Below are 26,724 nucleotides of genomic sequence, written 5' to 3'. Positions count from 1 at the left end.
TCTCCTTTATTCTATTATAAAACAAAAAAGAAGATGATTACTCACCTTCTAGTTCTTTCTCAAAATCTTTTAGAATTGTTTCTAATTCTTCTAATGTATTCATCTGTGTTAAATGATTCTTGATTTTTGCTGAACCTCTTAACCCTTTAACATACCAAGGTGCCTGTCCACGCATTTGTCTAATCGCATTCTTTTCACCTTCCGTTTTTACTAAACGATGGGCATGATCAATACATAACTGAATACGTGCATGATAGTCTGGTTCTTCTTCTAGAATACCTTCTTCTAGATATTTCACCATTCTACGAATCACAAATGGATTACCTAAAGCACCTCTACCAACCATGACAGCATCACAGCCTGTTTCTTCCATCATTCTTTTCGCATCTTCAGGTGTTCTGACATCACCATTCCCAATAACTGGAATGCTGACTGCTTCTTTTACTTTTTTAATCCATGACCAGTCTGCATGTCCTTCATACATCTGTGAACGTGTACGACCATGAATAGCTACTGCACTTGCACCTGCTTTTTCCATTAATTGTGCCATTTCTACACAGTTAATATGCTTCATATCATAACCAATACGCATCTTAACAGTCACTGGTACATTCACTGCTTCTACGACAGCCTTCACAATATCATATGCAAGTTCTGGATACTGCATTAAATAACTGCCTGCATGAGCCTTTAATACCTTATTTACAGGACATCCCATATTAATATCAATAATATCACAATCAGAATGTTCCTCTACAAACTTGGCAGCTTTAACCATAGTCTCTACTTCACCACCAAAAATCTGCATACTCATAGGGTGTTCATCTTCACCTACAGCAAGCATATCAATTGTCTTTTGATTTCCATAACATAACGCTTTATCACTGACCATTTCAGATACTACAAGTCCTGCACCAAACTCTTTTACAAGTCTACGGTAAGCGACATTTGTGATACCTGCCATAGGAGCCATGATAATAGGATGTTTTATTTCTACGTTTCCAATTTTCAACATTTTTTAATCACCATCACAAAATATACCATATTCCTGACACAATACAAAGATAAATTATCTTTATACTATGAGTTGTGAAAGGAAGTTCCCGATCCTTTCAATAATATATATCGTTTTCATTTCCCTTCCCTATTTTACTAATAGGACATAAGGAGCAGGTTTTCCCTTCCTGCTCCTTTTTGTATGTTTTAAATGTTTAAAGATATGTCCAATGAATGTAGAAGTCAACAATGAATCACGTAGACGTAAAAACGGCACTGACTGTATTCTTTGTTATGAATGTGCAAAAGAATGCCCAGTCAAAGCACTCCATTAATGCAGCACATATTTCTCCATAATATATAGATATTTATTATAAATTTAGCTTCTATACTAGTTATTGAAAGGAGGAACTGTCGTAAAATTCTCAAAAGATCAATTATTCAATTCTATTCCCTTCCATGATATATGTTAACTGATCTTTGTATAATACCAGACAGTGTGAAAAAAGCGCCATTTTACTGGCGCTTTTTAAGTATTTCCTTTAATTCATCTTCACTGAACTGATAATGTGCATTACAGAACTGACATGTAATCTCACAGCCATGATCTTCATTAATCATATCTTCTAGATCTTTTGTATGAAGAGTAGATAAAGCTTCTTCCATCTTTTCTTTACTACAATCGCATTCAAATGATAAATCCTGTGTATCTAGGATTTCAACATCTTCAAAGATCATCTTTAAGATTTCTTCTGGAGTATGTCCTTCATCTAATAACTGTGATACTGGTGGTATATTCTTGATCTTATCTTCAATATACGCAATATCTTCTTCAGTTGCTTCTGGTAATAACTGAATAATATAACCACCTGCACTTCTTACAGTATTGTCTTCTTCTACAAGAACACCTACTGCAACAACTGATGGTACCTGTTCTGATAGCATGAAGTAATAAGAGAAATCGTCACCAATTTCACCAGTCTGTAATGGAGAACTAGATGTAATAGGTTCCTTTAATCCCATATCACGAGTGACCTGGATAGTACCCTGATTACCTACACATAATCCTACTGCAAGCTTACCTGTATCATTGTATGTATAGTGAACTTCTGGATTAGATACAAATCCTTTGATTTTACCATCAGAATGTGTTGTACAAAGCATTGTACCGATTGGTCCACCACCATTGATGACTACTGTCATCTTTTCTTTATTCTTATTCATAGCACCCATCATTAAAGTGACTGCCATCATACGTCCAAGTGCAGCACTTGCACAAGGCCATAAGTTATGATTCTGCTGTGCAACATTTGTAAGGTTAGTTGTTGTACAGGCAAAAACACGACAGTTCTTCGAATTAACGAGTCCACGTACTAAATAATCTTTCATTTATCTCATCTCCCTATCGCAAAATAGCTTACTAGAGGCAAAATCATACTAATGACAATAATACCTACTAATAGTCTTACCATAAATCTACGCTGCATTTTATTACCTCCCAAATGAAAATAAGCGCAAAGCGCTTATTTCATTTCATCTAGTAAATCATCTTCTGGATCAGCCTTAGGTGGTTCAGGAGTGTTATTGTTGTCATCGTTAGATTCAACATGTTCTTCTGTTCCATCATAAGTTTCTGGCATTTTACCAGTGTTATATAAAGACTGAATCTGTTCATGATTCAATGTTTCATGTTCAAGCAATGCATTCGCAATAATATCCATTTTATCTTTATTATTGTTGATGATTTCAGTTGCCTGAGCATGTGCTGTTTCGATGATTTTACGTACCTGCTGGTCAATTTCAAATGCGATCTGACCAGAATGTGTATTACTTAACTGTGAATAGTCACGACCTAAGAATACTGCATTATCACCACTGTCATACTTAATTGGACCAAGTTCACTCATACCAAGTTCTGTAACCATCATACGAGCAATACGTGTAGCCTGTTCAATATCGTTATGAGCACCTGATGATACATCACCGAAGAAGATTTCTTCAGCCGTACGACCACCCATATAACCTGTAATAGTTGCAAGTAACTGTTTCTTAGTTGAGAAGTAAGTTTCTTCTCTAGGAGTCATCAAGTTATATCCACCTGCATCACCACGTGGTACAATTGTGACCTTCTGTACCTGGTTGGCATCTTCTAATGTCAAACCAATAATCGCATGTCCAGTTTCATGATAAGCAACAAGTTTTCTTTCATGTTCAGTATATTTTCTAGACTTCTTAGCTGGACCGCCAATTACTCTATCAATCGCTTCATCGACATCACTTAATGTGATCATCTGATGACCGCTTCTTACTGCAAGTAATGCTGCTTCATTTAATACGTTCGCAAGTTCTGCACCTGAGAATCCAGGAGTACGCTGAGCGATGTTATCAAAATCAACATCTGGTGCAAAATGTTTATTTCTTGCATGAACCTTCAAGATCTGAGATCTTGCACGCTTATCAGGGTTAGATACTCTGATCTGTCTATCAAAACGGCCTGGACGTAATAAAGCAGGGTCAAGAACATCTGCACGGTTAGTAGCTGCAAGGATAATAACACCTTCGTTACCTTCAAAACCATCCATTTCTACAAGTAACTGGTTTAATGTCTGTTCACGTTCATCGTGTCCACCACCAACACCAGTACCTCTCTGACGACCTACGGCATCAATTTCATCAATAAAGATGATACAAGGCGCATTTTCTTTTGCCTTCTTAAACATATCTCTTACACGGCCAGCACCAACACCAACGAACATTTCTACGAATTCTGAACCAGAAATAGAATAGAATGGAACGTTTGCTTCACCTGCAACAGCACGTGCTAATAATGTTTTACCTGTACCTGGAGGACCTACTAATAGAACACCTCTAGGAATTTTAGCACCCATTTCAGTAAACTTCTTAGGGTTCTTTAAGAATGCAACAAGTTCTGTTAATTCTTCTTTTTCTTCATCTGCACCTGCAACATCTGTAAAACGAGTCTTAGAATTTCTTTCTAGCTTAGCGCGAGAATTCCCAAATTCAAAGGCTTTATTGTTGCCTCCTGCAGCACCATTAAAGTTCTTGAATACCCAGAACATACCACCAAACAATATTACATATGGAAGGATGGAACCTAGTATATTCCAGATCATGTTATCACTTTCTGAATCAGTGACCTTAATCTTGACATTCTTGTCTTCAAGAACCTGTGTTAATGAATCTAATTCTTTGTCTGTCTTAGGAACGATAGTTGTAAAGTTCACTTTATCGCCCTTAGAGTTCTTCTTGTAGCTACCTTCGACCTTGGTTACAAAACTATTAGGTGTAATAGTCACGTTAGTTATCTTTTTATCTTTTACTACTGTCATGAATTGTGAATAAGTTAATTCTTTACTACCGCCATTATTCAATAAGAATGGGAATAATGAACTCAACAATAATAATACGATGACCCAAGGAAGAATAGCTTTAAATAATGTTTTGTTATTCTTCTTCATCATAAACTCCTTACTGGTAACATTCTTCTTTTAAGACACCAATATATGGTAGGTTTCTAAATCTCTGATCAAAATCAAGACCATAACCAACCACAAATAATTCTGGTACAGGGAAACCAACATACTTAGCCTGTACAGGATACTTTCTTGCTTCCTGTTTATCAAGCATAGTAACGATTTCGCAAGATGCTGTACCACGATCTTTCAACATATGTGTAACAGTATCCAATGTTTTACCTGTATCAAGGATGTCTTCTACGATTAATACATCCATACCTTTGACATCGATATCAACGTCTTTCTTAATATGAATAGTTCCAGATTCAGTTCCTTTATAACTGCTGACTGACATATAATCAAAATATACATCGCCCTCAATATATTTAGAAAGTTCTGCTAGGAATGGAATAGATCCCTTTAAAAGACCAATAAGAAGAATCTTCTTACCTTCATAATCTTTTGAGATCTGTGCGCCTAATTCTTTACAGCGTTCAGAAATCTGTTCCTGTGTAAATAATATTTCTTTCATGTCCTTATGCATTGAACCGTACCTCCTAGTATAGTCGTTGTTATTTTATCACAAACAAATCTGGATTGATAGACAAATACTCCTTGTTTTTCGCAATTCCCGGGACCAAAAGAATATTTCCACGGCAATCTAATACAACTGGCCAATAACGTCGTAATGGTAAGGGAATTTTCGCATTAATAAAGAGTCTAGAAACCTTTTTAGTGCCCCCTGCTGTTTCCATACGATCGCCTGGTCTCATATTACGAATAGTGAGTGGAAAGTCTTCATCCTTGACAGGGATACCATCATTCATTTCTCCCTGTGTTCGAATCTTGAAATAAGGACAGTCGAAGTTCTGTCTATGATCTACTCTATACGTATAATCTACTTGTTTTATAGATTTACGAATGTATACATTATTATATTCTTTTATGAACTCCTCATTAACACCAATAGGCATTTGAATATTAGGTTTAGAGGATTGAATCTGATGGATGATTTCATCAATGAGATGATGAGAAATCTTCGATACTTCTATATGTTTCTTTAATAAAGCATAGAGTACATCAGGAAGAAGTTCTTTTGGAACTAATGTATAATCCAGTGGTTCAGTGAGGTATTTGTCTACTTCTTGTTTTTTTAATGCCTGTTTCTTATTGTATTCTTCACCCTTTTTCAAGAGTTCTTCTTTTTGTGAGTCTGTATACTGATTTAAGATTGTATTACGAATACGGTCTCTTGTGAACTCTGTCTGGAAATTAGTATAGTCATCATGAAACAAAATGTGATGATCATCACAATAATCACGTAAATCTTGTTTAGTCACATGAAGTAATGGTCTAATAATAGTCATACCTAAGCGATGAGAGACTTCCTGGATCCCTAAATAATCAGGATGAGAGTCACGTTCCAAGTGCATATAAATAGTTTCAATCACATCATCCTTTTGATGTCCTAAGCATAATGCATCACATTGTTCCGTTTTATATACTTCTTGATAAAAAGCATAACGCATATCTCTTGCAACACTTTGAAAATTTCCTCTCACATAATCATCCGGTGTAAATTCCTTATAATAAAAAGGAATAGAATGTGCTATACAATAGTCATGTACTACTTTGTAGTCCTCTTCTGTATCATCTCGAAGATTATAATTTACATGAGCGACACAGATTGAATATTCATGCATCATATCAAGAAGTGCCATAGAATCAGGACCACCTGATACACCTAGGAGATATTTCTTTTTTTTGTCTAATAATGATGTATTCAGCATGTTTTCTCCTTTAGAAAAAAGTACCGTGATGGTACTTTTTAATTAATATATGATCTAGACATTTTAGAATGATTGAGTTTATATAAGACATAGATTGTCTGAATAAGACTCAATACTTCAGTAACTAATAATACAATACCTTCAGCCATAGTCAAACCAATAGCCATATCGATAGGATGTACAATAATAAATACGCCTAATGCAACACATAATACAGCACATAAGAAGATCCAGAACCAGTTGAATTCAATAATCTGCTGTAACTGGAATGAGAGCTGTAAGTTTAATAAGCCTTTGATCACAATCCATAAGCCAATGATCATTGTGAGTGCACTAATGAATGCATCAGCATTGAATGCAACAAAAACGCCTGCCAATAATGCGAGAATACCTTCTAATAAATCATTAGAAAAGATACGCATATCATGAGTTAACGCAAAGTAAGTCACAAGATGAATGAGACCATCCACAAATAATGCACCTGAAATCACATAAACTACAATATCCAACATTGTCTTTGGGAAAACAATCAACAATACTGAAGCAACAATCATAATCACTGATGTGATGATAGATGCTTTACTATACTTCTTAATATATTCTTTAATCATAGTTCCACCTCGTATCTGTTATTGTAGCACAAAATATATGTTTTGTAAGTTGCCGAGGTCAAAAATATATCCTTCATCCCCATAAAAGAAAGATTCATCAAACTTCTTAAAACCAATCTTCTTTAAGAGATGTCTTGATTTTTCATTCTGTTTATAGATATAGGCAATACATTTGAAGAAACCATGTTCTTCATACATATAACTTAAGAGTCCGAGTACCGCTTCAGTGCCAAAGCCATTATTCCAGAAAACATCGTCCAACGTATAACCAATAGAGAATGTATGAGGTGCCATGATCTCTATATGTAAATCACCAATAAGATGCTGGCTTCCTTTGATTGTAATACCAAACTGCATAGACCCTTTTTTATGCTCTATTACAGTATCTTTACACTTCTTGATAAGTTTCACCGCATCTCTTTTTGTATATCTATTCCAGGATTGATACTGAGACACAGTCTTTTTACTGCGATATTCTACAAGACGATCAATATCATTCTCATCAAGTGTTCTAATTGTAAGACGTTCAGTTTCAAATATTTTCATAGTTATGATAAATGAACAACATTCTATCCTTTCCATTGATATCCTTGATGACTTCAAATGTATCATCTGGGAAATAGAGAGGAACAAGATGTTTCATTCTTTCTCCTTGATTATATCCAATTTCAAATGCTAGAATCGCTTTCTCCTTTAATATTGAAGGAGCTTGTTTAAATATATTTTCATAACATGCATAACCATGATCATCCGCAAATAATGCAAGATGTGGTTCATGATCCACTACACGAGGATCTAATACTTCATCATAATCAATATAAGGAGGATTAGAAACAAGAATATCTACGTGAATATCTCGATCTATAAGAGGCTGTAATAAGTCACCTTCTAAGAATGTGACAGAAGCTTCATGTTTCTTCGCATTATGAGATGCTGTTTTAAGAGCTTCTTTAGAGATATCTACCGCATATAGATCTGCCTTAGATTCACAAGCTAATGTGACTGCAATAGCGCCTGAGCCTGTACCTATATCTGCCACAACCATTCCTGGTTTTATATAAGATAAAACCTTTTCTACAAGTTCTTCTGTTTCATAACGAGGAATCAAAACACTTGGATTGACATCAAACTCTCTACCATAAAAATATTCTTTTCCAATAATATACTGATAAGGTTCACCCTTTAAATATCTATCCAAATAATCCTTATATTGCACAAGAAGAGCCTCTTCAACAGGCTCTTCCCTCTTCAACAATAGTTGATAATAAGCATCTCCTGTGAGATCTTCATAGAGTCTTTCAGGGATATTTGTATGTGGATCATCAATTAAATCATGTGCATGTTTAAGTAATTCACCTAATAGCACTTATTCTTCTTCTCCTAGAAGTTTTAATCTCTGATCTTCATTGATTAATGCATCAATGATTGGTTCTAATTTACCTTCCATAATACGATCTAACTGCTGAATAGTTAAACCAATACGATGGTCAGTGACACGGTTCTGAGGATAGTTATATGTTCTGATCTTTTCAGCACGGTCACCTGAACCAATCTTATTACGACGTTCGTTTCCTAGTTTTTCTTCTTCTTCTCTTAATTTAGCTTCATAAAGTCTTGTACGTAATGACTGCATAGCCTTAGCACGGTTATCATGTTGTGAACGGCCATCCTGGCTTGTTGCCACAATTCCTGTTGGAATATGTGTAATACGTACAGCAGAGTCAGTCTTATTGATATGCTGTCCTCCAGCACCAGATGAACGATAAGTATCAACTCTTAAATCCTTTGGATCAATATCGAGATCTACTTCTTCTGCTTCTGGCATAACTAATACTGTGGCAGTTGATGTATGAACACGTCCCTGTGTTTCAGTCTTAGGCACACGCTGTACACGATGTGAACCAGATTCAAACTTCATCTTAGAATATACACCAGTACCCTTGATAATAAATGATACAAGTGAATATCCTCCTGCTTCTGAAGGCTGAGCATCTTCAATTTCAATCTTCCACCCCTGTGATTCAGCATACTTAGAATACATTCTAAATAAATCACCTGCGAAGATATTACCTTCATCTCCTCCGGCTGCACCACGGATTTCCATGACTACGTTCTTTTCATCATTTGGATCCTTAGGAATTAATTCAATCTGGATATCATGTTCCATGATTGGCTGTTTCTTTTCTAATTCTTCTAATTCCATCTTAGCCATTTCTTTGATTTCAGGATCATTTTCATTTAATAATTCCTTGGCTTCTTCGATACCATCTAATAAAGCCTTGTATTCTTTATATAAGTTATAAGCCTTTTCTAAAGAAGCCTGTTCTTTAGAAGCCTGTGTCATCTTCTGAATATCATTCGCGATAGATGGGTCCATAAGAATCTGTGTTAATTCTTCATATCTTTTTTCTACTGTCTGTAGTCTTTCTAATAGTGTATTCATCTTCTATCCTTTCTTTTAATAATATTGATTTCATCTAATAAATTTGTTAATTGTTCCAAATCGTACCCATTATAATATATTCAATTATTTTTCGCAATTAATTGAAGACGCTTTCTATTTCTTATATACTTGAATATATAGATTGGAGGTTTGTAAATATGATTAAAGCAGTTATTTTTGATATGGACGGTTTGATGATTGATTCTGAAAGAGTGACTTTTGAATGTTATCAGGAAATCATAAAACCAATGAATTTGACAATGGATGAAACATTCTATAAAACTTTATTAGGGAAACCTATCAAAGGAATCTATGAAAGATTTTACGATACTTATGGTAAGGACTTTCCTATTGATGATGTCATTAAAGATGTACATGCTTTAATGGCAAAACGTTTTGAAACAGAAGGTGTACCAATTAAGAAAGGTTTATTAGTGCTTCTTAATTATTTAAAAGAAAATGGTTATAAGACTATTGTGGCTACTTCTTCTAATCGTGATCGTGTCGATACTATTCTTGCACAGGCTCATATTACACAATATTTCGATGACTCAATTTGTGGGGATGAAGTAACTCATGGTAAACCACATCCTGAAGTCTTCTTAAAATCATGTGAAAAGCTTGGTGTAAAGACTGATGAAGCGATTGTATTAGAAGATAGTGAAGCAGGTATTCAGGCAGCTTCTTCAGCTGGTATTAAAGTAATCTGTATCCCTGATATGAAATATCCTACAGAAGAATATGCAAATAAGACATATAAAATATTAGATTCTCTTGATGAAGTCATTAATGAATTATACTAACAAAAAGAGTCGGAATGATGACCGACTCTTTTTAATGGGATTAAGGGAAAATTTTTTATGGCTTTTCTTTTCTACAACTGTATAATACAGGGAGTATATGAAATCTATGTGAACTTTTAGGAGGTTTTATTAAATGTATAATCAATATCGTGAAGGTTGGATAGAAGTGATCTGTGGATGTATGTTTGCAGGTAAGACTGAAGAATTAATCCGTCGTATTAATGTATTATCTTATGCAAGAAAGAATATTCTTGTATTTAAGCCAAAGATTGATGATCGTTATTCTACAACTGAAATTGCTTCACATGCAGGAAGTAAAGTACCTTGTATTGTCATCAGTGAAGCAAAGGAAATACTTAATCATGTAAATTATGATACAGATGTTGTAGCGATTGATGAAGTACAGTTTTTTGATGAGGATGTTGTTGATATCTGTGAGTATCTTGCAGATAGTGGATTACGTGTAATGGTTGCTGGTTTAGATAAAGATTTCCGTGGTGAACCATTTGGTGTCTTACCCGATTTATTAACACGTGCTGAGTTCGTGACTAAGCTAACTGCAGTATGTGCAAAATGTGGTGCACCAGCCACTAGAACACAGCGTATTATTAATGGTAAACCTGCTTCTTTTAATGATCCTATTGTCTTAGTAGGTGCTAAGGAAGCCTATGAACCACGTTGTCGTCATTGTCATGAAATAGTAGAAAAACCTATTAAATTTGAGAATCAGAAAAAAATACAATTCAGACCAAGAAAATAAGCAGTGGCTCATGAGCCACTGCTTTTAAATTCTTAGTCCTTCACCACTATTCTGGTTTTCTGGACCTGTATAGTAATCTGAGAAACGTGAGTATTGTTTTTCAAATACAAGGCTGATATCGGCTGTTGCACCATTTCTGTGCTTAGCCACAACAATTTCTGTTAAGCCGTTTGTTTCTGCTTCTTTTTCTTTATTCTGATAGTCTTCACGATGAAGGAAAGCGACGATATCGGCATCCTGTTCGATAGCCCCAGATTCTCTTAAGTCGGACAACATTGGTTTTCCTTTACGCTGTTCAACCTGACGAGAAAGCTGTGATAAGGCAATAACGGGACACTTTAATTCTCTTGCTAGTGCTTTTAACTGTCTAGAGATATCAGATACTTCCTGCTGTCTTGATTCTCTTGATGAAGATGGACCAGAGATTAACTGGAGGTAATCGATAATAACCATCTTTAATCCCTGTTCTCTTTGTAGTCTTCTGCATTTAGCTGCAATTTCACCAATCTTAACTGCTGGTGTATCATCAATATATAAATTACAACGTGTGACACGATCTGCTGCTGCATAATATTTATTCGCATTCTCTTTTAAAATCGCACCTGTTTTTAATTTATCGTTATCAATAGATCCTGCACAGCATATTAATCTGGTGACAAGCTGTTCAGCAGGCATTTCTAGTGAAAATATTGCGACAGCTTCTTCACTATTAAGTGATGAGTTAAAACCAATATTCAAGGCAAAAGCTGTTTTACCTACAGAAGGTCTAGCTGCAAGAATAACTAAATCACCTGGCTGAAAGCCTGATGTTAATTTATCTAATTCTTTATAGCCTGTCTTTACACCAGAGACAACTCCACCATTTTTCTGAAGGAGATTCATTCTAGCTGTGACATTCTGTACAACACTTTCAATTGTCTTGAATTCCCCGGCATTTCTATCTCTAGTGACTTCTAAGACATCTTTTTCTACTGTATCAATAAAATCATTAATATCAGTAATTTCACCATAAGCATCTTGTACGATGTTTGTAGCTTCTTTAATAAGCCTTCTAAGTAATGACTTCTCATTTAATATCTTAAGATAATGCGGTGTATGAGCGACTGTTGGTACTGAATTTGCAAGTACCAATAAGTAGTCTACTCCACCTACTTTTTCTAATATCTTCTGGTTAATTAAATAATCAGTCACTGTAGTGGCATCAATTGGTTTATTACCGTCATGAAGGAACTTCATACCTGTAAAGATCAGTCGATGCGCATCAAGATAGAAATCCTGAGGTGTTGCCATGTTGATGACATCATTACATGCATTCTTATCAATCAACATTGCCCCTAATAAAGCTCGTTCTGCCTCTAAGTCATGAGGGAGTTCTCTTGTATCCATAAGTATTCACCTTATTTTTCAGATAGATGAACATTGATAGTCGCAATAACACCTTTATAAAGTTCAATCTTCAACTTAGTAGTTCCTAAAGCACCTACTGGATATGCATTGATGAACTTTCTCTTATCAATCTTAATACCATGTTCTTCTAATAATTTCTTTGCGATATGTTTTGTAGAAACATGATCAAAGCTCTTACCATCCTTACCAGTCTTTACTTTGAATTCTACTACAATAGTTTCAAGCTTCTTTGCAAGTTCCTGAGCTTCTTCTTTCTTCTTTAAGTCTTCCTGTTTCTTTTCTTCTTCCTGCTGAGCAACAATCTTCTTACCTGTTTCTGTTGCCATTAAAGCTTTACCATTCTTAATTAAGAAGTTCTGTCCATAACCGTCAGATACATTAACGATTTCACCCTTCTTACCAACTTTTCTTACATCTTCTAATAAAATAACTTTCATGTTTATACACCCCTATCTTCCAAATATGCATCTATTGCATGTTCTAATCTCTCTTTTGCTTCTTCGATTGTCACATTTTCAATCTGACAGGCAGCCATAGAGAAATGACCACCACCATTAAGATCTTCCATGATCATCTGGACATTGATCTTTTTAGAACTACGTGCACTGATTGCCACTGTGTTCTTAGATATATATCCTATCGCAAATGCAGCATAAATGCCAGAAACATATACTAATTGGTTTGCAGCCTTTGCGAGAGTAGAACGACTCAGTTCGTCATCTTTGCCTGTCGCAATAAGGAATCTATCCTTATAACGATAAGCTGATTCTGTGATATCAAATATTTCTTTCATACATTCAAATGAATCTTCTAATAATTCATATGCAAGTGCTAAGTCAGCTTGTGCTTCTTTGAGTTTAGCTGCTGACTGGAATGTTCTTGTACCCACATGCTGTCTGAAATAATTTGTATCTACTAGCATCCCTGTATACATAACTGTCGCATCAAGTGATGAAATTTCAATTTCATGTTGCTGGTAGTCAAATAGTTCTACAAGTAATTCTACTGTAGAGGATGCAGATGGTTCTAAGTATGTGAGAACCGGTGAAGAAATAAATTCTTCACTACGACGATGGTGGTCAATAATGACCTTGTTTTTTACTTTATCAAGTACTGAACGGCTAATAGCCAATGAATCCTTATGGTTATCTACACAGATTAATAAAGTATCTTTATTAGTTTTTTCAAGTGCTTCTGAAATAGTCAACATTAAACCCTTATAATCAGGATTACTTCTCAACATTTCTACGACACCTTTTGTTTTTTCTTCAAGAGATTCATAGTCAATTACGATATTGGCTTTCTTACCTAAATTCTCTGCAATACGCGCAGCCGCAAGAGAAGCACCAAATGAATCCAAATCTGAGTTCTTATGTCCCATAACTAAGACATTACGTGAACGACTAATAAGACCGGCAAGAGACTGTGCCATAATACGAGAACGTACTTTAGAAGATGTTTCAAATGCATCTGTTTTACCACCAAAGTAACGTACATGATCTTTACCACTCTTAATCGCAATCTGGTCACCACCACGTGAATAAGCAAGGCTTAATGCTGAAGAAGCAAGTTCTTCTAATTCTCTTAATACTTTTGTACTTCTACCAATACCAATAGATAATGTCATAAGCACATCTAATTCTTCTATCGCATTCTTGAAATCATCCAAAATAGAGAATTTAGATTCAATGAGTTTCTTATAGATACGTTCATTAAAGAAAACAATATATTTACCTGTCTGATAACGTCTAATAATCATACCATTCTTATATGCCCAGTCAGTAATTGTACTACGGCATAAATTTTGAATCTTTACCTTCTGTGATTCATCTACATTCGCAATAATTTCATCATAGTTATCCACAGTAATATAACCCATGCATACCTGCATATCTTCACAGTCCTGTGATAAAGAGACATATTGTGTCACATCCTTCATATAGATGAGTCTTGTATCCGCACTATTATATACTTCGAATTTCTTTCCTTTAACTTCTATTGTTTTGACATCTTCATCATCAAAAAGACTAGCAAGTGTAGGCTGCCATTCTAATAGCTTGATTCCTACAATATTGATATTTAATGCCTTTAAGAAGTCTGAAACCCATGTAATGTTTCTGTTTTCATCATATTGAATCAATCCTACGCCACCATAGATCAAAGCATTCTTTGCATCAATACCTAAAGCATCACTGACTGAATAGCTGTTTTGATCCATTAAGTAGCCCATATAGAATAGTAACGATATGTAGATTACATTCGTAATAACCGCAAATATCGCAAGACGAAGCATCCAAGCCTGATGAAATATACCAAAAGCCGCAAAGGTCGCAAAGGTAATAAATACGAGTAAAAGAACAAAGATATTTCTAAGTTGTGCAACTTTTCTCGTCATTGTAGAGGCCCTCCTTATTGATATTTATTATACAGTATTTGACGTATTTCAACAAATATATCAATAATTCCTAGAATCACTAATAGTGTCTGTAGGAACGGAATGAATACTAAAAATATAAGTAAGTTAGAATAACGTCCATGGTTTCTGATAACAAGATAGAAAGATAAGAAAGCAAGTCCATCCACCATAAATCCTAAGATACTAATAAAATAGATATATTGTACAATAACAACATTTCCAAAATATTGTCTAGCAATCATACTACCTGCAAGCATGATTGCGAGAATATATCCCATTTTAGGGCTGAATCTAAATGTCGCAATATGAATACTCATATCAAAAGGTATTCTTAAGCGTTTAAAGAATAGTGCACATAACATCATGACTAAATAACTCTGTAAGAATGACATGATGAGTATAGAGAGTGGAATGAGATTATAGAAGTCCTGGAAAGTAAAGGCATTAGTTATAGAAGGCACTGCCGCAATAATCTGGTTATACATTTCTTTTGCTTCAGTGAGTAAGTTAATACCTAGCACTCCTGAGAATACATAGAAATATAAAAAATCAGATAAAAAGAAGAATGTAGCACCAAGCACCAGCATTGTTTCTTTCTTAGCTTTATTTTTTAAACATAGCCCTACAACTGTTCCCATACCAAGTGATGAGAGGACAATTAATACATAGCTGAGTGTTCCAAATAGGAAGGCAATGACCATGGAAGCTACAGAAGTCATTAAAGCTTCTTTAAGGCCTGTCTTATAGCTATAAATAGCCATAGGAATAGCCATTCCATAGCCAATTAAGCTATCAAACATCGTACCTGTCATTGTATTGAGTACTGCAAGGACACCAAAGAGTGATGCGATGAGTGCACCCTGCACGAGTTTATTTATTTTCATAATTCATTTCTCCTTGTGGTCATTATACAACAATCACATCGCTTGACGTATACCCCTACAGGGTATATGATTGGAGTAGGAGGTGAAATAATGGATAAAAAAGATTGCTGCTGTAGTGAACGTCATAAGGATCGTAGTGAAGAAGAAAAGAAAAAACTCATGAACCGCCTTAAACGTATTGAAGGTCAGATTCGAGGAATTGAAGGCATGGTAGAAAAAGATGCTTATTGTCCTGATATTCTTGTTCAGGTTTCTGCAGTCAATGCAGCTTTGAATAGTTTTAATAAAGAATTACTTGCAAAGCATATTAAGACATGTGTTGTGGATGATATTAAAGAAGGTCATGATGAAACAATTGATGAATTAGTGAAAGTATTACAGAAGGTGATGAAATGAAACAATATAATATTACTGGTATGAGTTGTGCAGCGTGTGCCAATCGTATTGAAAAAACTGTAGCTCATATTAATGGTGTAGATAGCTGTTCTGTTTCTTTACTCACAAATTCTATGGGCGTAGAAGGAACAGCATCTTCTGAATCTATTATTCAGGCAATTGAGAATATTGGATATGGTGCAAGTGAAAAAGGTGTTGAAAAGGTAAAAGATGATTCTTTAGTGGATCATGAGACGCCAAAATTAAAGAAGAGATTGATTACTTCTCTAGTATTCTTAATACTATTAATGTATTTATCTATGGGTCATATGATGTGGAAATGGCCTGTACCTTCGTTTTTGGAGAATCATGTATCTCTTGCAGTAACAGAAATGTTATTGACTATTATTATTTTAGTCATTAATAAAGCATTCTTTGTTAATGGGTATAAGAGTTTATTTCAGTTATCCCCTAACATGGATGCTTTGGTCGCATTAGGGTCTAGTGCTGCTTTTGGTTATAGCTTAGTTGTTTTATATTTAATGATTGATGCCATGAGCCAGGGACAGATGATGAAGGTGATGAGTTTAGGACATGATCTCTATTTTGAATCTGCAGCAATGATTCCTACTTTAATTACTGTTGGTAAGATGTTAGAGGCAATGTCTAAAGGACGTACTACAGATGCCTTAAAGAGCTTAATGGATCTTGCACCTCAAACTGCAGTCATTATTAAGGATAATAAAGAAGTCACTGTAAGTATTGATGAAGTGAATAAAGGTGATTTGTTTGTAGTAAGACCGGGTGAAAATATTCCTGTTGATGGTGTGATTGTAGAAGGTTCTACAGCTATTGATGAATCTGCCTTAACAGGTGAAAGTATTCCTGTTGATAAAACAGTAAATGATACAGTATCAGGCGCAACACTTAATCAGTCAGGCTTTATTAAAGTACGTGCCACTCGTGTAGATGAGGATACAACACTTTCACAGATTATTCAGATGGTGAGTGATGCAGCATCTACTAAAGCACCTATCGCAAAGAAAGCCGATCAAGTCTCTGGTATCTTTGTACCTGTGATTATCGGTATTGCGTTAGTCACATTTATTGTCTGGATGATTCTTGGAAAGAGTATTGGATTCTCTATTGCCCGTGCTATTTCCGTTTTAGTTATTTCATGTCCATGTGCATTAGGTCTTGCGACACCCGTGGCTATTATGGTAGGTAATGGTATGGGTGCAAAGCATGGTATCTTGTTTAAGACATCTGAATCATTAGAAGTGGCAGGTTCTATTGATATTATTGCGTTAGATAAGACAGGTACAATCACAAAAGGAACTCCTGTAGTCACTGATGTGGTCCCTTATAAGATAGAAAAAGAAGTACTATTAAATTATGCTTCTAGTCTAGAAAAAAAGAGTGAGCATCCTCTTGGTAAAGCTGTGACTGATTATTATCAAGGTAGTGAAGATGTTGAAGACTTCGAGATATTACCTGGTCATGGGTTAAGAGGATTAATTCATGGTAAAGAAGTATTAGGTGGAAGCATCAAGATGATGGAAAAACATATTCCTGAAGAAATGATGAAACAAGCATCTGACAAGGCAATGGAAGGTAAGACACCTCTATTCTTTAGTTATGATGATACTTATCTTGGTATGATCTGTGTGGCTGATACAATGAAGGAAGATAGCCCTCAGGCTATTAAAGAAATGCAGAACATGGGTATTCAAGTTGTAATGTTGACAGGTGACAACAAGAAGACTGCAGATGCAATTGGTTCAAAAGCAGGTGTAGATGAGGTAATTGCAGGAGTATTGCCTGATGGTAAAGAGAGTGTTATTAAAGATTTACAAAAGCATGGTAAAGTAGCTATGGTGGGTGATGGAATCAATGATGCACCTGCCCTCACACGTGCGGATATTGGAATTGCGATTGGGGCAGGTACTGATATTGCGATAGATGCAGCTGATGTTGTCTTAATGAATAGTAAGCTGACAGATGTCACTGCCGCTATTAGACTCTCTCGTGCGACATTAAGAAATATCCATGAAAACTTATTCTGGGCATTTTTCTATAATGCGATTTGTATTCCTGTTGCTGCTGGTGTATTTATTCACTTAACAGGATGGCAGATGAGTCCTATGTTAGGGGCTGCTGCCATGAGTTTATCTAGTTTCTTTGTATGTATGAACGCGTTGAGACTCAATACTTTCTCTATGCATGATGCATCTAAAGATATAAAAAGAAAGAAAAAGGAGAAGAAAACAATGGAAAAGACTTTAGAAATTACTGGTATGATGTGTGGTCATTGTGAAATGGCTGTAAAGAAGGCATTAGAAGCTGTAGATGGTGTAGAAAGTGCTGATGTAAGTCATGAAAAAGGCACTGCAGTTGTCACTTTAAGTAAAGAAGTATCTAATGATGTCTTAAAGAAAACTGTAGAAGATAAAGACTATACAGTTACAAACATCAAATAAAAAAAGAAGTCCTAAGACTTCTTGAGATCCTCAAATGCATAACTATGCATTTGGGGATTTTTTCTTTCAAATTCTTCTTTTTGGATTTTAGAACGAGAAATGACATCCTGAAGTAATTCTCTTGATGAGATACGTGTCGCCCCATGGCCTAATACAATCTTCTGTTCAAGATTATCACTTGTGGCTACCACAAGACGATATTGTCCTGCCATCTGTTTTGTAATGCTTTCAATATAAGCATCGGCTGTCTGTCCTTCTTTTGTATAAACGATTTCCATATCATGATACATCTGACTCTTGCCTTTATTCTGTGGAACCTTATAAGCATCAAAGACAAGGATCATATGACAGCCACGATACCCTTTATAGCTCATCAATATATCAATAAGCTTATCTCTTGCACTACCTAGGTTTTGTTTTGCAAGTTCTTTCAGTTCATCCCAGGCAAAGATGACATTATATCCATCTACAATCAAATATTCATCTAATACCTGTACTGTATTAGAAGAGACATGATCTTGTTTTGGTTTATAGTAGTCACTTGCAAGTTTTGTATCTATTGGACCATAGGTACGTTCATATACTCTTTTAAGTTCTTCATCACTAATATGTACAGGATTATGTGTATAAGTATGTTCCTGTTTCATCGCACTATAAAGAGGTAAATGCATCTTCTCTCTTACTTCATCATAAGGCACATAATAGCCTGCACCATGTGAACAGAAAATAGAACCTGTAGGATTATCTAGATCTGATTCACTATCATAATCACATTTAGTTATCACTTCTTCCTGATTTTCTACTGGTGCATAGAATGTATCTAAGAAGAAAAGCTGTCCTTTTCCTTTTGTGGAAGTCAGAAGTTCTTTTTGATAGTGAGTCAAGAATAAGACAGGTGCTTCTCCATGAAGTGTTGTAATATCATTATTCTCATTCACTACAGTAGGTGTTGGATAGTCTTCTAAAGCATAATAAACCTTACTCAAAGCTTCTGTAGGAATGACTAATTCATATTTATAGTAAGGTTCTAAGATGACTGATTCAGTCATTTTTAACCCTTGTCTAATAGCACGATAAGTGGCTTCTCTGAAGTCTCCTCCTTCTGTATGTTTTAAGTGGGCTTTACCACCTAGAAGTGTGATTTTCATATCTGTAATAGGAGAACCTGTGAGTACACCTAAGTGTTCTTTTTCCTGTAAGTGTGTCATGATGAGATTTTGATATCTTTCTTCTAAGTTATTCTGACATTGATTTTCAAAGACAAGTCCTGAACCTTGAGGAAGTGGTTCTAAGTAAAGATGGACTTCACTATAGTGTCGTAATGGTTCAAAGTGTCCTACTCCTTCTATTGGTTCTTTGATTGTTTCTAGATAAGCGACATCTCCTTCATCCACTGTGATATCCTCATTAAAACGATCTTTCATTAATTGTTTAAGAATATCTATCTGTACTTCACCCATTAAAGAAACCTGGGCATGATCATCAAAGAGTTTTAAATGAAGTAATGGTTCTTCTTCACCTAATACCTTTAAAGAAGAAAAGAAATGGTTGATATCTGCTTCTTTAGATGGTTGAATTTGATACAACATAGAAGGTCTCAGTGTTGAATGAATCACATGTCCTAATCCAATGTAATCCCCTGCCTGAAGCTTCTTAATACCTGTTAAGGCTACAATATCATTCTGAGATGCATCTTCTACTAAAGTGTAGCGGTTCCCTTGATATAACCTAATTTGATGAATCTTTTCATCATGGATTGTATCACGCACATGAAGCCTGCCACCAGTGATCTTAATAAAGACAAGACGTTCTCCTCTTTCATCTCTCGTAATCTTAAAGACCTGTGCAGATAATTCTGTCTGTGGTTCTTTTTCTAAAGTATAACGGTCTAAGGCATCGAGTAATTCATCTACACCTTGGTTCTTAAGGGCACTACCAAAATAGAGTGGATAAAGATGTCTATTAGAAATCGCTTTTGCGATAGATGCATCCTTTAAAGACCCTGTTTCTAAATATTCTTCTATCATCTCTTCATCCAGTGCTGCAATATCTTCTTCAGAAGCACTCATATCCATAATATGAGGAGATAATTGTGATAAAGAGTCCAATAACTCTTCTTTTGTATAATGTGTTAAATCCATTTTATTCACAAAGATGAAGGCTGGTACATGATAGTGTCTCAATAAGTTCCAGATTGTTTTAGTATGCGCCTGTACACCATCTAAACCATTGATAATCACTATTGCATAATCAAGAACACTTAATGCACGTTCCATTTCTCCACTAAAATCAGCATGACCTGGTGTATCAATAAATGTGAAATGGTTATTCTTATAATTAAGAGAAGAAACCTTAGAAAAGATAGTAATGCCTCTTTCTCTTTCCTGTGTATTATAGTCAAGGAATGTATCTTTATGATCAACACGACCTTGATGTTTTATTGTCCCTGTCGTATAGAGTAATGACTCACTTAATGTAGTTTTACCTGCATCAACATGAGCCACCATTCCAAGTGTTAATTGTTTCATCAAATCACCTCTTGATTATTGTATCATAGATTAATTAAAAAACACCTTGGTTTTATCCAAGGTGGAAATACATAAAGTTTACTGCCTGTTTTAACTACAGTTCTATGAATTATGCATTCTTTAAGAATGCTTTATATGCTTGATATGTTTCGTATACGTCTACTTTAGATACGACTTCCATTGGTGCATGCATGTTTAATACTGCAATACCTGCATCAATAACATCCATGTTGTAGTTTCCTAGGATATAAGCAATAGTGCCTCCTCCACCTAGGTCTACCTTACCAAGTTCAGCTGTCTGATAATGGATATTTGATTCATCCATCACAGCACGAATTCTCGCAACATATTCAGCAGATGCATCATTACTTCCACTCTTACCTCTTGCACCAGTATATTTATTAAATACAATACCATTACCTAAATAAGCAGCGTTCTTCTTATCATTCACACTTACAAATAGTGGATCTACACCAGCAGATACATCACTTGAAAGCATCTTTGATCTAGATAAAGTAAGTCTTGTCTGTACAAAACTATCAATACCCATCTTCACTAACATTTCACCAACTGTATTTTCAAAGAATAAAGATTGAGCACCTGTAGCACCTACTGAACCTATTTCTTCTTTATCTACAAGAATAGTACAGCATGTATAGTCACAAACATCCATATCAAGAATTGCAGTTAAAGATGTATAGGCACATACTCTATCATCATGACCATAACCAGCAATCATTGAACGATCTAAACCATAGTCTCTTGCTTTACCACTTGGTACAACTTCAATTTCAGCTGATACAAAGTCTTCTTCTTCGATATCATATTTATCTTTTAATAGCTTTAAGATATTGGCCTTCACAGCATCTTTTTCTTCACCTACTAAAGGCATATTACCTAAAGTAACATCAAGGTTTTCACCTTCAATCACTTTAGCTGCTTTCTTATCTAACTGTTCTGCAGCTAAGTGAATAAGTAAATCAGAGATACCTACTACTGGATCATTATCATCTTCACCAATGACAACATCTACGACAGTACCATCTTTCTTTGCGACAACACCATATAATGATAGAGGGATAGTTACCCACTGGTATTTCTTTACGCCACCATAATAGTGTGTATCAGCTAATACGAATCCTTCTGATTCATATAATGGATTCTGTTTTAAGTCCATTCTAGGAGAGTCAATATGAGCACCTAAGATTCTCATACCTTCTGTAAGTGGTTTATTACCAATCACAAATAAAGCAATATTCTTATCTCTGTTGTTGACATAAACCTTATCTCCTGGCTTAAGTGTTTCAAAAGAGTCTAATGGCTTGAATCCTTTTTCTTTGGCTAAACGAATAGAGTCTTTAACACAAGCACGTTCTGTTTTGTTTTTTGAAATATAATCTTTATAACCTTCATTATATTCCATGACTTCATTGAGATTGTCCTTATACTTTTCCCATGTATTTTTTGCGTACATTTTCTAACCTCTTTTCTTTTTATCTATACAACAGTATACCATGCTGAATAAATAAAGATAGTGTTATGAACTGTTTGCATCATAATTCTCAATTTCAAGCACAAAAAAAACTTGATTTACATCAAGGTTCAGAGGATAGAATTATTCACCAACGTATGGTAACCTTTATTTTATATGCATTATTTTGATTTCAAACATTTTTTGATGTCAATAACACATTAAACATTTATATCAATATAGAATTTTCCAGACAAATAAAAAAAGTACTCCAGCGTGCCTTAATGCTTTTACCTCTTTGATAATCTTCACATTCCTGATGCATATTAAAACATACTCTCTAAATCATTAATCATAATGCAGGGAGATCCTTTGACTTTGTGGGAGCTGAGGTATTAATTTACAACAGTTCTGTTGGGCAATGATGTCAGGTATTCTTTTTCTTTTATGAACAGTATGCAGGAGGGATATATCAGTCCCCTCCTCTATTGACACAGATTCAAAATTATTATATTGATTCGATGCATATCTACAATTTAATTTTTTTAGAAATGAAGTACGTATAATACACTGATCAACCTAATCAAAATGATTGATCAAGTTTATCGGAATGAATGATCTGGTTAAATCGAATTTATTGTTCAGCTACGCTATAATAATCTACTTAGCCAAAATAAAAAAATATCAAAGCTTATTTAAATAATATCGTTTCTTTCGTTTTACTCTTTTTGCAACGAAAGCTTTTTCGTTGCAATTATATTGAAACGTATTTATTTTCGTTTCATTCTATTTTGTTTAATTTATATTTAGCATTATGCATCCATACTGATATGTTACATATACTATTAAACAACAAAAGAAAGTACAAAAAAGCCCATAAATACCAGATTTTCTAGTATCTATGGACTTTATTTTTATAAGTATTTATGCCTATAAAAATTATTCACCAACATAAGGTAAAACGTTTATTTATCGCTTTATCTGGAATAATATCGTTAATTTAAATTGAATAACTATATTTTTGGACTTAACCCTAATTATTTAACTTTGTCTCTTGTGATTTCTAATAATGTAGTGGCTCCACACATTTCCATTGTATCTTTTAATTCAGCACCAAGCTTTTCAGTTAAAGCTTTAATTCCTTCTTCTTTACCACCAAATACCATATTGACATATGGTCTTGCGATAATCACTGCATCAGCTCCTAAAGCTAACGCTTTGAAAATATCAGTCCCACTTCTGATACCACCATCTACGAAGATCTTCATACTTCCATCAACAGCTTTTACAATTTCTTCTAAGACATCAGCTGTTGCAGGAGTCCCATCTAATACTCTTCCACCATGGTTTGATACAACAATACCTTTAGCACCAGCTTCTTTGGCTTTTAAAGCACCATTTACTGTCATAACACCTTTTACGATAAAAGGTACAGGTGTTTTATCAATAATACGTTTTAATTCTTCTTGTGATTTTCTACCAGCTGGAGGAGTCTGTCCTTTTAAGAAAGGAAGTCCTGCTGCATCAATATCCATCGCAACTGCGAAGGCATTAGATTCAATCGCAAGTTTTAATTTTTCATCATAGACTTCTTCACCCCAAGGTTTGATTGTTGGTACACCAATACCATCATTTTCTTTGATATATTGAGTTGAAGCTTGCATGATGGCTGGATTAACACCATCACCAGTAAAGGCTGCAATTCCTGCTTCTTTACATCCTCTGACTAAGATATCATTATATGAATTATCATCTAATGAATCTCCATAGTGTAATTGAATCGCTCCTACAGGTCCTGCAAAGATTGGATATTTAAATGTCTTCCCAAATAATTCTAAAGTTGTATCAACAGGTGCATTACTTGTGAGTGTATCCATGTTGACATAGATATTTTGCCAGGCATCATAGTTTCTGATAGCGACAGTGCCTGTCCCTTTCGCACCAGGTCCTGGTACTTTATTACCACATGCCTTACCATTACATACTGGGCATGATTTACATACTTTCCCCATTAAAGGTCTACTTTGATCTAATATTTCTTGATAATTCATTATTCACCTCTCCAATCAAAGAATACTCGCTCAATACTTACATATCAAGCAAGTTACATTTTATTCTAAATTTTCACCATTAGATTCTAAAACTTTCTTAAACCAGAAATAAGAATCTTTTTTAGATCTTGAAAAATCTCCAGTGCCATCATCATGACGATTTACATAGATAAATCCATAACGTTTTGCATATTGACCAGTTCCAGCTGAAACAAGATCAATTGGTCCCCAAGTTGTATAACCAATTAATGGTACACCATCTTCAATGGCTTCTTTCATTGCAATAATATGAGGTCTAAAGTAATCTAATCTATATGGATCATGAATTGACCCATCTTCTTCTACATTATCAAATGCGCCAAAACCATTTTCTACAATCATTAATGGTACTTCAGGATATCTATCATGTAATTTATTTAATGTAAATCTTAATCCATCAGGATCAATCTGCCAGCCCCAGTCTGATGCTTTAAGATATGGATTTTTAGCACCACCATGTAAATTTCCTTCAACAATTTCTGCATCTTTACTTGTAGTAACACAGTTTGTCTGATAGTAAGATAAAGTATAGAAATCAACTTTGCCTTTATATAAGATGTCTTCATCTTCTTTTGTAATGAATGAAGGATCTACACCAACCTCTCTAAAGAAGCTATAAGCAAATTCTGGATATTTCCCTCTGACTTGCACATCACCACATAAGTTATTATTGATATTATCTTCTTTTTGCCATAAAAGAATATCTTTTGGATTTGGTGTTAAAGGATATCCTGTAACCTGTGCTATCATTGTTCCTATCATAAAATCAGGATTGATTTTATGTGCTTCAATAGTTGCAAGTGCACTTGCAACAAATTGATTATGCATTGCATTGAAAGTGACTTGTGGGTTTGTTTTAAGTTTAGATAATGGAATACGTTCAGTAGATTTAACATCTTCTCTGTCCATCACACCTAAGCCATATAAATCACCCATGCCACCATGACCCATTGTTACAATGGCACAGTTAATTTCGTTAAATGTAATCCAGTATTTAACTCTATCTTTAAAACGAGTAAAACATGTCTTTGCGTAATTAACATAGAAGTTAACCACTTCTCTGCTATAGAAACCATTATATTTTTGAACTAATGCAAATGGCATTTCATAATGTGATAATGTAATCAATGGTTCAATACCATATTTTAAACATTCATCAACAACATTTTCATAAAATTGTAAACCTAATTCATTAGGCATTATATCATCTCCATTAGGAAAGATTCTTGCCCAGTTAATAGAAAATCTAAAGCACTTGAATCCCATGTCTGCAAATAAAGCAATATCTTCTTTATAATGATCATAAAATTCAATAGCTTGATGTGATGGATAAAAAGCTGTTTCATCAATCACACTACAGAATGTTCTTGGTGTATATCTATCTCCACCTAATAACATATCTGGTACTGATAAGCCTTTTCCATCTCTTAAATAAGCACCTTCACATTGGTTAGCAGCTACTGCTCCACCCCATAAAAAACCTTTCGGAAATGTCATTTTGTTCTCCTTTTATTTATTTGATTGTTCTATATAAATGTTGTAAACATAATCAGCATTTTCAATCATACATTTATATCCATCTTCATAGTTACCTGTTTTGATTGCATTAAGTGTTCTTTTATTAAACGCTAACATAACTTTCATATCTAGACATTTTGCATAGACATGTAATTCTGGTATATTAATAAATCCATGATCCTTTAAAGAAAGATATTCAGGAAAGTTATCATCTAGTGATTCAACTAAAGTATTATGAAAAACGTTGTCATAATTATACTTTTCTTTAAATGTATGTTCTTCATTTAAACCATTTTCCATTAAATCTACGCATTCTTCTAATTTCATAATATATGGATTCTTTGGATTTTCCTTATATTTTTCAATTAAACGTACAATACTATATCCTTCTAGAGAGATTGTAAGATGATATCTCTGTTTAATTTCTTCTTCTGTGAATTTATGTAAACAGAATCCCCTGCTAGGTAAGATATCAATACGTTTTTCATCACTTAATCTTTGAATTGCGTCTCTTAAAGGCGTTCTAGAAATATTTAAATCTTGTGCGATTTTTGTAAGTGAATAGATTCCTCCTGCCTCTAAATTTCCTGACCATATCATTTCTAATAATGCCTGATATGCTTGATCTTTTAATAATAATTGCATCTTTATTCTCCTAAATCCGGTATACCGGTAC

General features: G+C 34.6%; 23 protein-coding genes. 5 read left to right on the top strand and 18 right to left on the bottom strand.

Annotation, left to right across the window (positions count from 1 at the left end; translation table 11 throughout):
• Positions 1–37: 37 nt before the first annotated feature.
• On the bottom strand, positions 38–1,015 hold the full coding sequence (gene dusB, locus QVO42_RS08840; protein WP_022425755.1) for a tRNA dihydrouridine synthase DusB: 978 nt from the start codon (positions 1,013–1,015) through the stop codon (positions 38–40).
• A 169-nt stretch (positions 1,016–1,184) separates the two neighbouring features.
• Here dusB and QVO42_RS08835 point away from each other — a divergent pair, with 169 nt between their 5' ends.
• Positions 1,185–1,331: a 4Fe-4S dicluster domain-containing protein gene (locus QVO42_RS08835; protein WP_288164246.1), complete on the top strand. Its 147-nt coding sequence runs from the start codon at positions 1,185–1,187 to the stop codon at positions 1,329–1,331.
• A gap of 181 nt (positions 1,332–1,512) precedes the next feature.
• Here QVO42_RS08835 and hslO read toward each other — a convergent pair whose 3' ends face one another.
• The 8 genes from hslO to prfA all read right to left on the bottom strand — a co-directional run bounded on the left by hslO (position 1,513) and on the right by prfA (position 9,316).
• The gene (gene hslO, locus QVO42_RS08830) at positions 1,513–2,385 is read right to left on the bottom strand and encodes an Hsp33 family molecular chaperone HslO (protein ID WP_022425754.1); all 873 of its coding nucleotides are present in this window, start codon (positions 2,383–2,385) and stop codon (positions 1,513–1,515) included.
• A gap of 134 nt (positions 2,386–2,519) precedes the next feature.
• Complete coding sequence (gene ftsH / locus QVO42_RS08825) at positions 2,520–4,478, bottom strand: ATP-dependent zinc metalloprotease FtsH (protein ID WP_288164235.1); 1,959 nt, start codon at positions 4,476–4,478, stop codon at positions 2,520–2,522.
• Positions 4,479–4,485: 7 nt separating this feature from the next.
• Entirely contained in the window at positions 4,486–5,016 is a 531-nt protein-coding gene (hpt, locus tag QVO42_RS08820; RefSeq protein ID WP_022425752.1) for a hypoxanthine phosphoribosyltransferase, read from the bottom strand.
• A gap of 28 nt (positions 5,017–5,044) precedes the next feature.
• Positions 5,045–6,262, bottom strand: coding sequence for a tRNA lysidine(34) synthetase TilS (tilS, locus tag QVO42_RS08815; RefSeq protein WP_022425751.1), 1,218 nt, complete (start codon positions 6,260–6,262; stop codon positions 5,045–5,047).
• 38 nt (positions 6,263–6,300) lie between these two features.
• The gene (locus tag QVO42_RS08810; RefSeq protein WP_022425750.1) at positions 6,301–6,873 is read right to left on the bottom strand and encodes an HdeD family acid-resistance protein; all 573 of its coding nucleotides are present in this window, start codon (positions 6,871–6,873) and stop codon (positions 6,301–6,303) included.
• An 18-nt stretch (positions 6,874–6,891) separates the two neighbouring features.
• Positions 6,892–7,419 (bottom strand): GNAT family N-acetyltransferase, encoded by a 528-nt coding sequence (locus QVO42_RS08805; RefSeq protein WP_288164231.1) that lies wholly within the window; start codon positions 7,417–7,419, stop codon positions 6,892–6,894.
• Positions 7,406–8,239: a peptide chain release factor N(5)-glutamine methyltransferase gene (prmC, locus tag QVO42_RS08800; protein ID WP_022425748.1), complete on the bottom strand. Its 834-nt coding sequence runs from the start codon at positions 8,237–8,239 to the stop codon at positions 7,406–7,408. Before prmC ends, QVO42_RS08805 begins: the two co-directional genes overlap by 14 nt.
• Positions 8,240–9,316, bottom strand: a complete 1,077-nt coding sequence (gene prfA / locus QVO42_RS08795) for a peptide chain release factor 1 (protein WP_022425747.1) — start codon at positions 9,314–9,316, stop codon at positions 8,240–8,242.
• Positions 9,317–9,474: 158 nt separating this feature from the next.
• On the opposite strand from prfA, the gene QVO42_RS08790 reads away from it, so the two are divergent.
• Both QVO42_RS08790 and QVO42_RS08785 read left to right on the top strand, forming a co-directional pair.
• On the top strand, positions 9,475–10,119 hold the full coding sequence (locus QVO42_RS08790; RefSeq protein WP_022425746.1) for an HAD family hydrolase: 645 nt from the start codon (positions 9,475–9,477) through the stop codon (positions 10,117–10,119).
• A 133-nt stretch (positions 10,120–10,252) separates the two neighbouring features.
• A complete protein-coding gene (locus QVO42_RS08785) occupies positions 10,253–10,879 on the top strand; it encodes a thymidine kinase (protein WP_022425745.1) in 627 nt (208 codons plus the stop codon).
• A gap of 24 nt (positions 10,880–10,903) precedes the next feature.
• Here QVO42_RS08785 and dnaB read toward each other — a convergent pair whose 3' ends face one another.
• Genes dnaB through QVO42_RS08765 form a run of 4 tightly spaced genes read right to left on the bottom strand, consistent with a single transcriptional unit; the run spans position 10,904 to position 15,586 of the window.
• On the bottom strand, positions 10,904–12,265 hold the full coding sequence (gene dnaB, locus QVO42_RS08780; protein WP_022425744.1) for a replicative DNA helicase: 1,362 nt from the start codon (positions 12,263–12,265) through the stop codon (positions 10,904–10,906).
• 11 nt (positions 12,266–12,276) lie between these two features.
• Positions 12,277–12,723, bottom strand: a complete 447-nt coding sequence (gene rplI, locus QVO42_RS08775; protein WP_022425743.1) for a 50S ribosomal protein L9 — start codon at positions 12,721–12,723, stop codon at positions 12,277–12,279.
• A gap of 2 nt (positions 12,724–12,725) precedes the next feature.
• Positions 12,726–14,681, bottom strand: a complete 1,956-nt coding sequence (locus QVO42_RS08770; protein ID WP_022425742.1) for a GGDEF domain-containing protein — start codon at positions 14,679–14,681, stop codon at positions 12,726–12,728.
• A gap of 14 nt (positions 14,682–14,695) precedes the next feature.
• Positions 14,696–15,586, bottom strand: a complete 891-nt coding sequence (locus QVO42_RS08765; protein ID WP_022425741.1) for a DUF2232 domain-containing protein — start codon at positions 15,584–15,586, stop codon at positions 14,696–14,698.
• Positions 15,587–15,676: 90 nt separating this feature from the next.
• Here QVO42_RS08765 and QVO42_RS08760 point away from each other — a divergent pair, with 90 nt between their 5' ends.
• Together QVO42_RS08760 and QVO42_RS08755 are read left to right on the top strand one after the other, a co-directional pair.
• Positions 15,677–15,982 (top strand): metal-sensing transcriptional repressor, encoded by a 306-nt coding sequence (locus QVO42_RS08760; protein ID WP_022425740.1) that lies wholly within the window; start codon positions 15,677–15,679, stop codon positions 15,980–15,982.
• Positions 15,979–18,441, top strand: coding sequence for a heavy metal translocating P-type ATPase (locus QVO42_RS08755; protein ID WP_022425739.1), 2,463 nt, complete (start codon positions 15,979–15,981; stop codon positions 18,439–18,441). Before QVO42_RS08760 ends, QVO42_RS08755 begins: the two co-directional genes overlap by 4 nt.
• Positions 18,442–18,452: 11 nt before the next feature.
• On the opposite strand, the gene QVO42_RS08750 is transcribed toward QVO42_RS08755, so the two are convergent.
• The 5 genes from QVO42_RS08750 to QVO42_RS08730 form a co-directional block, all read right to left on the bottom strand.
• Positions 18,453–20,969, bottom strand: coding sequence for a translation factor GTPase family protein (locus QVO42_RS08750; protein ID WP_022425738.1), 2,517 nt, complete (start codon positions 20,967–20,969; stop codon positions 18,453–18,455).
• Positions 20,970–21,078: 109 nt separating this feature from the next.
• Entirely contained in the window at positions 21,079–22,443 is a 1,365-nt protein-coding gene (locus QVO42_RS08745; protein WP_022425737.1) for an aminopeptidase, read from the bottom strand.
• A gap of 1,034 nt (positions 22,444–23,477) precedes the next feature.
• A complete protein-coding gene (locus tag QVO42_RS08740; RefSeq protein WP_022425736.1) occupies positions 23,478–24,491 on the bottom strand; it encodes an alpha-hydroxy-acid oxidizing protein in 1,014 nt (337 codons plus the stop codon).
• Between the two features lie 60 nt (positions 24,492–24,551).
• Complete coding sequence (locus QVO42_RS08735; RefSeq protein WP_022425735.1) at positions 24,552–26,027, bottom strand: glycoside hydrolase family 1 protein; 1,476 nt, start codon at positions 26,025–26,027, stop codon at positions 24,552–24,554.
• A gap of 12 nt (positions 26,028–26,039) precedes the next feature.
• Positions 26,040–26,693, bottom strand: coding sequence for a GntR family transcriptional regulator (locus QVO42_RS08730; RefSeq protein ID WP_022425734.1), 654 nt, complete (start codon positions 26,691–26,693; stop codon positions 26,040–26,042).
• Between the last annotated feature and the right edge of the window lie 31 nt (positions 26,694–26,724).

The organism is Catenibacterium sp. CAG:290 (assembly GCF_000437715.1).
Taxonomy (GTDB): domain Bacteria; phylum Bacillota_I; class Bacilli_A; order Erysipelotrichales; family Coprobacillaceae; genus Catenibacterium; species Catenibacterium mitsuoka_A.
Note: the sequence above shows the minus strand (reverse complement) of the source record. Positions and strands in the feature narration are given on the sequence as shown.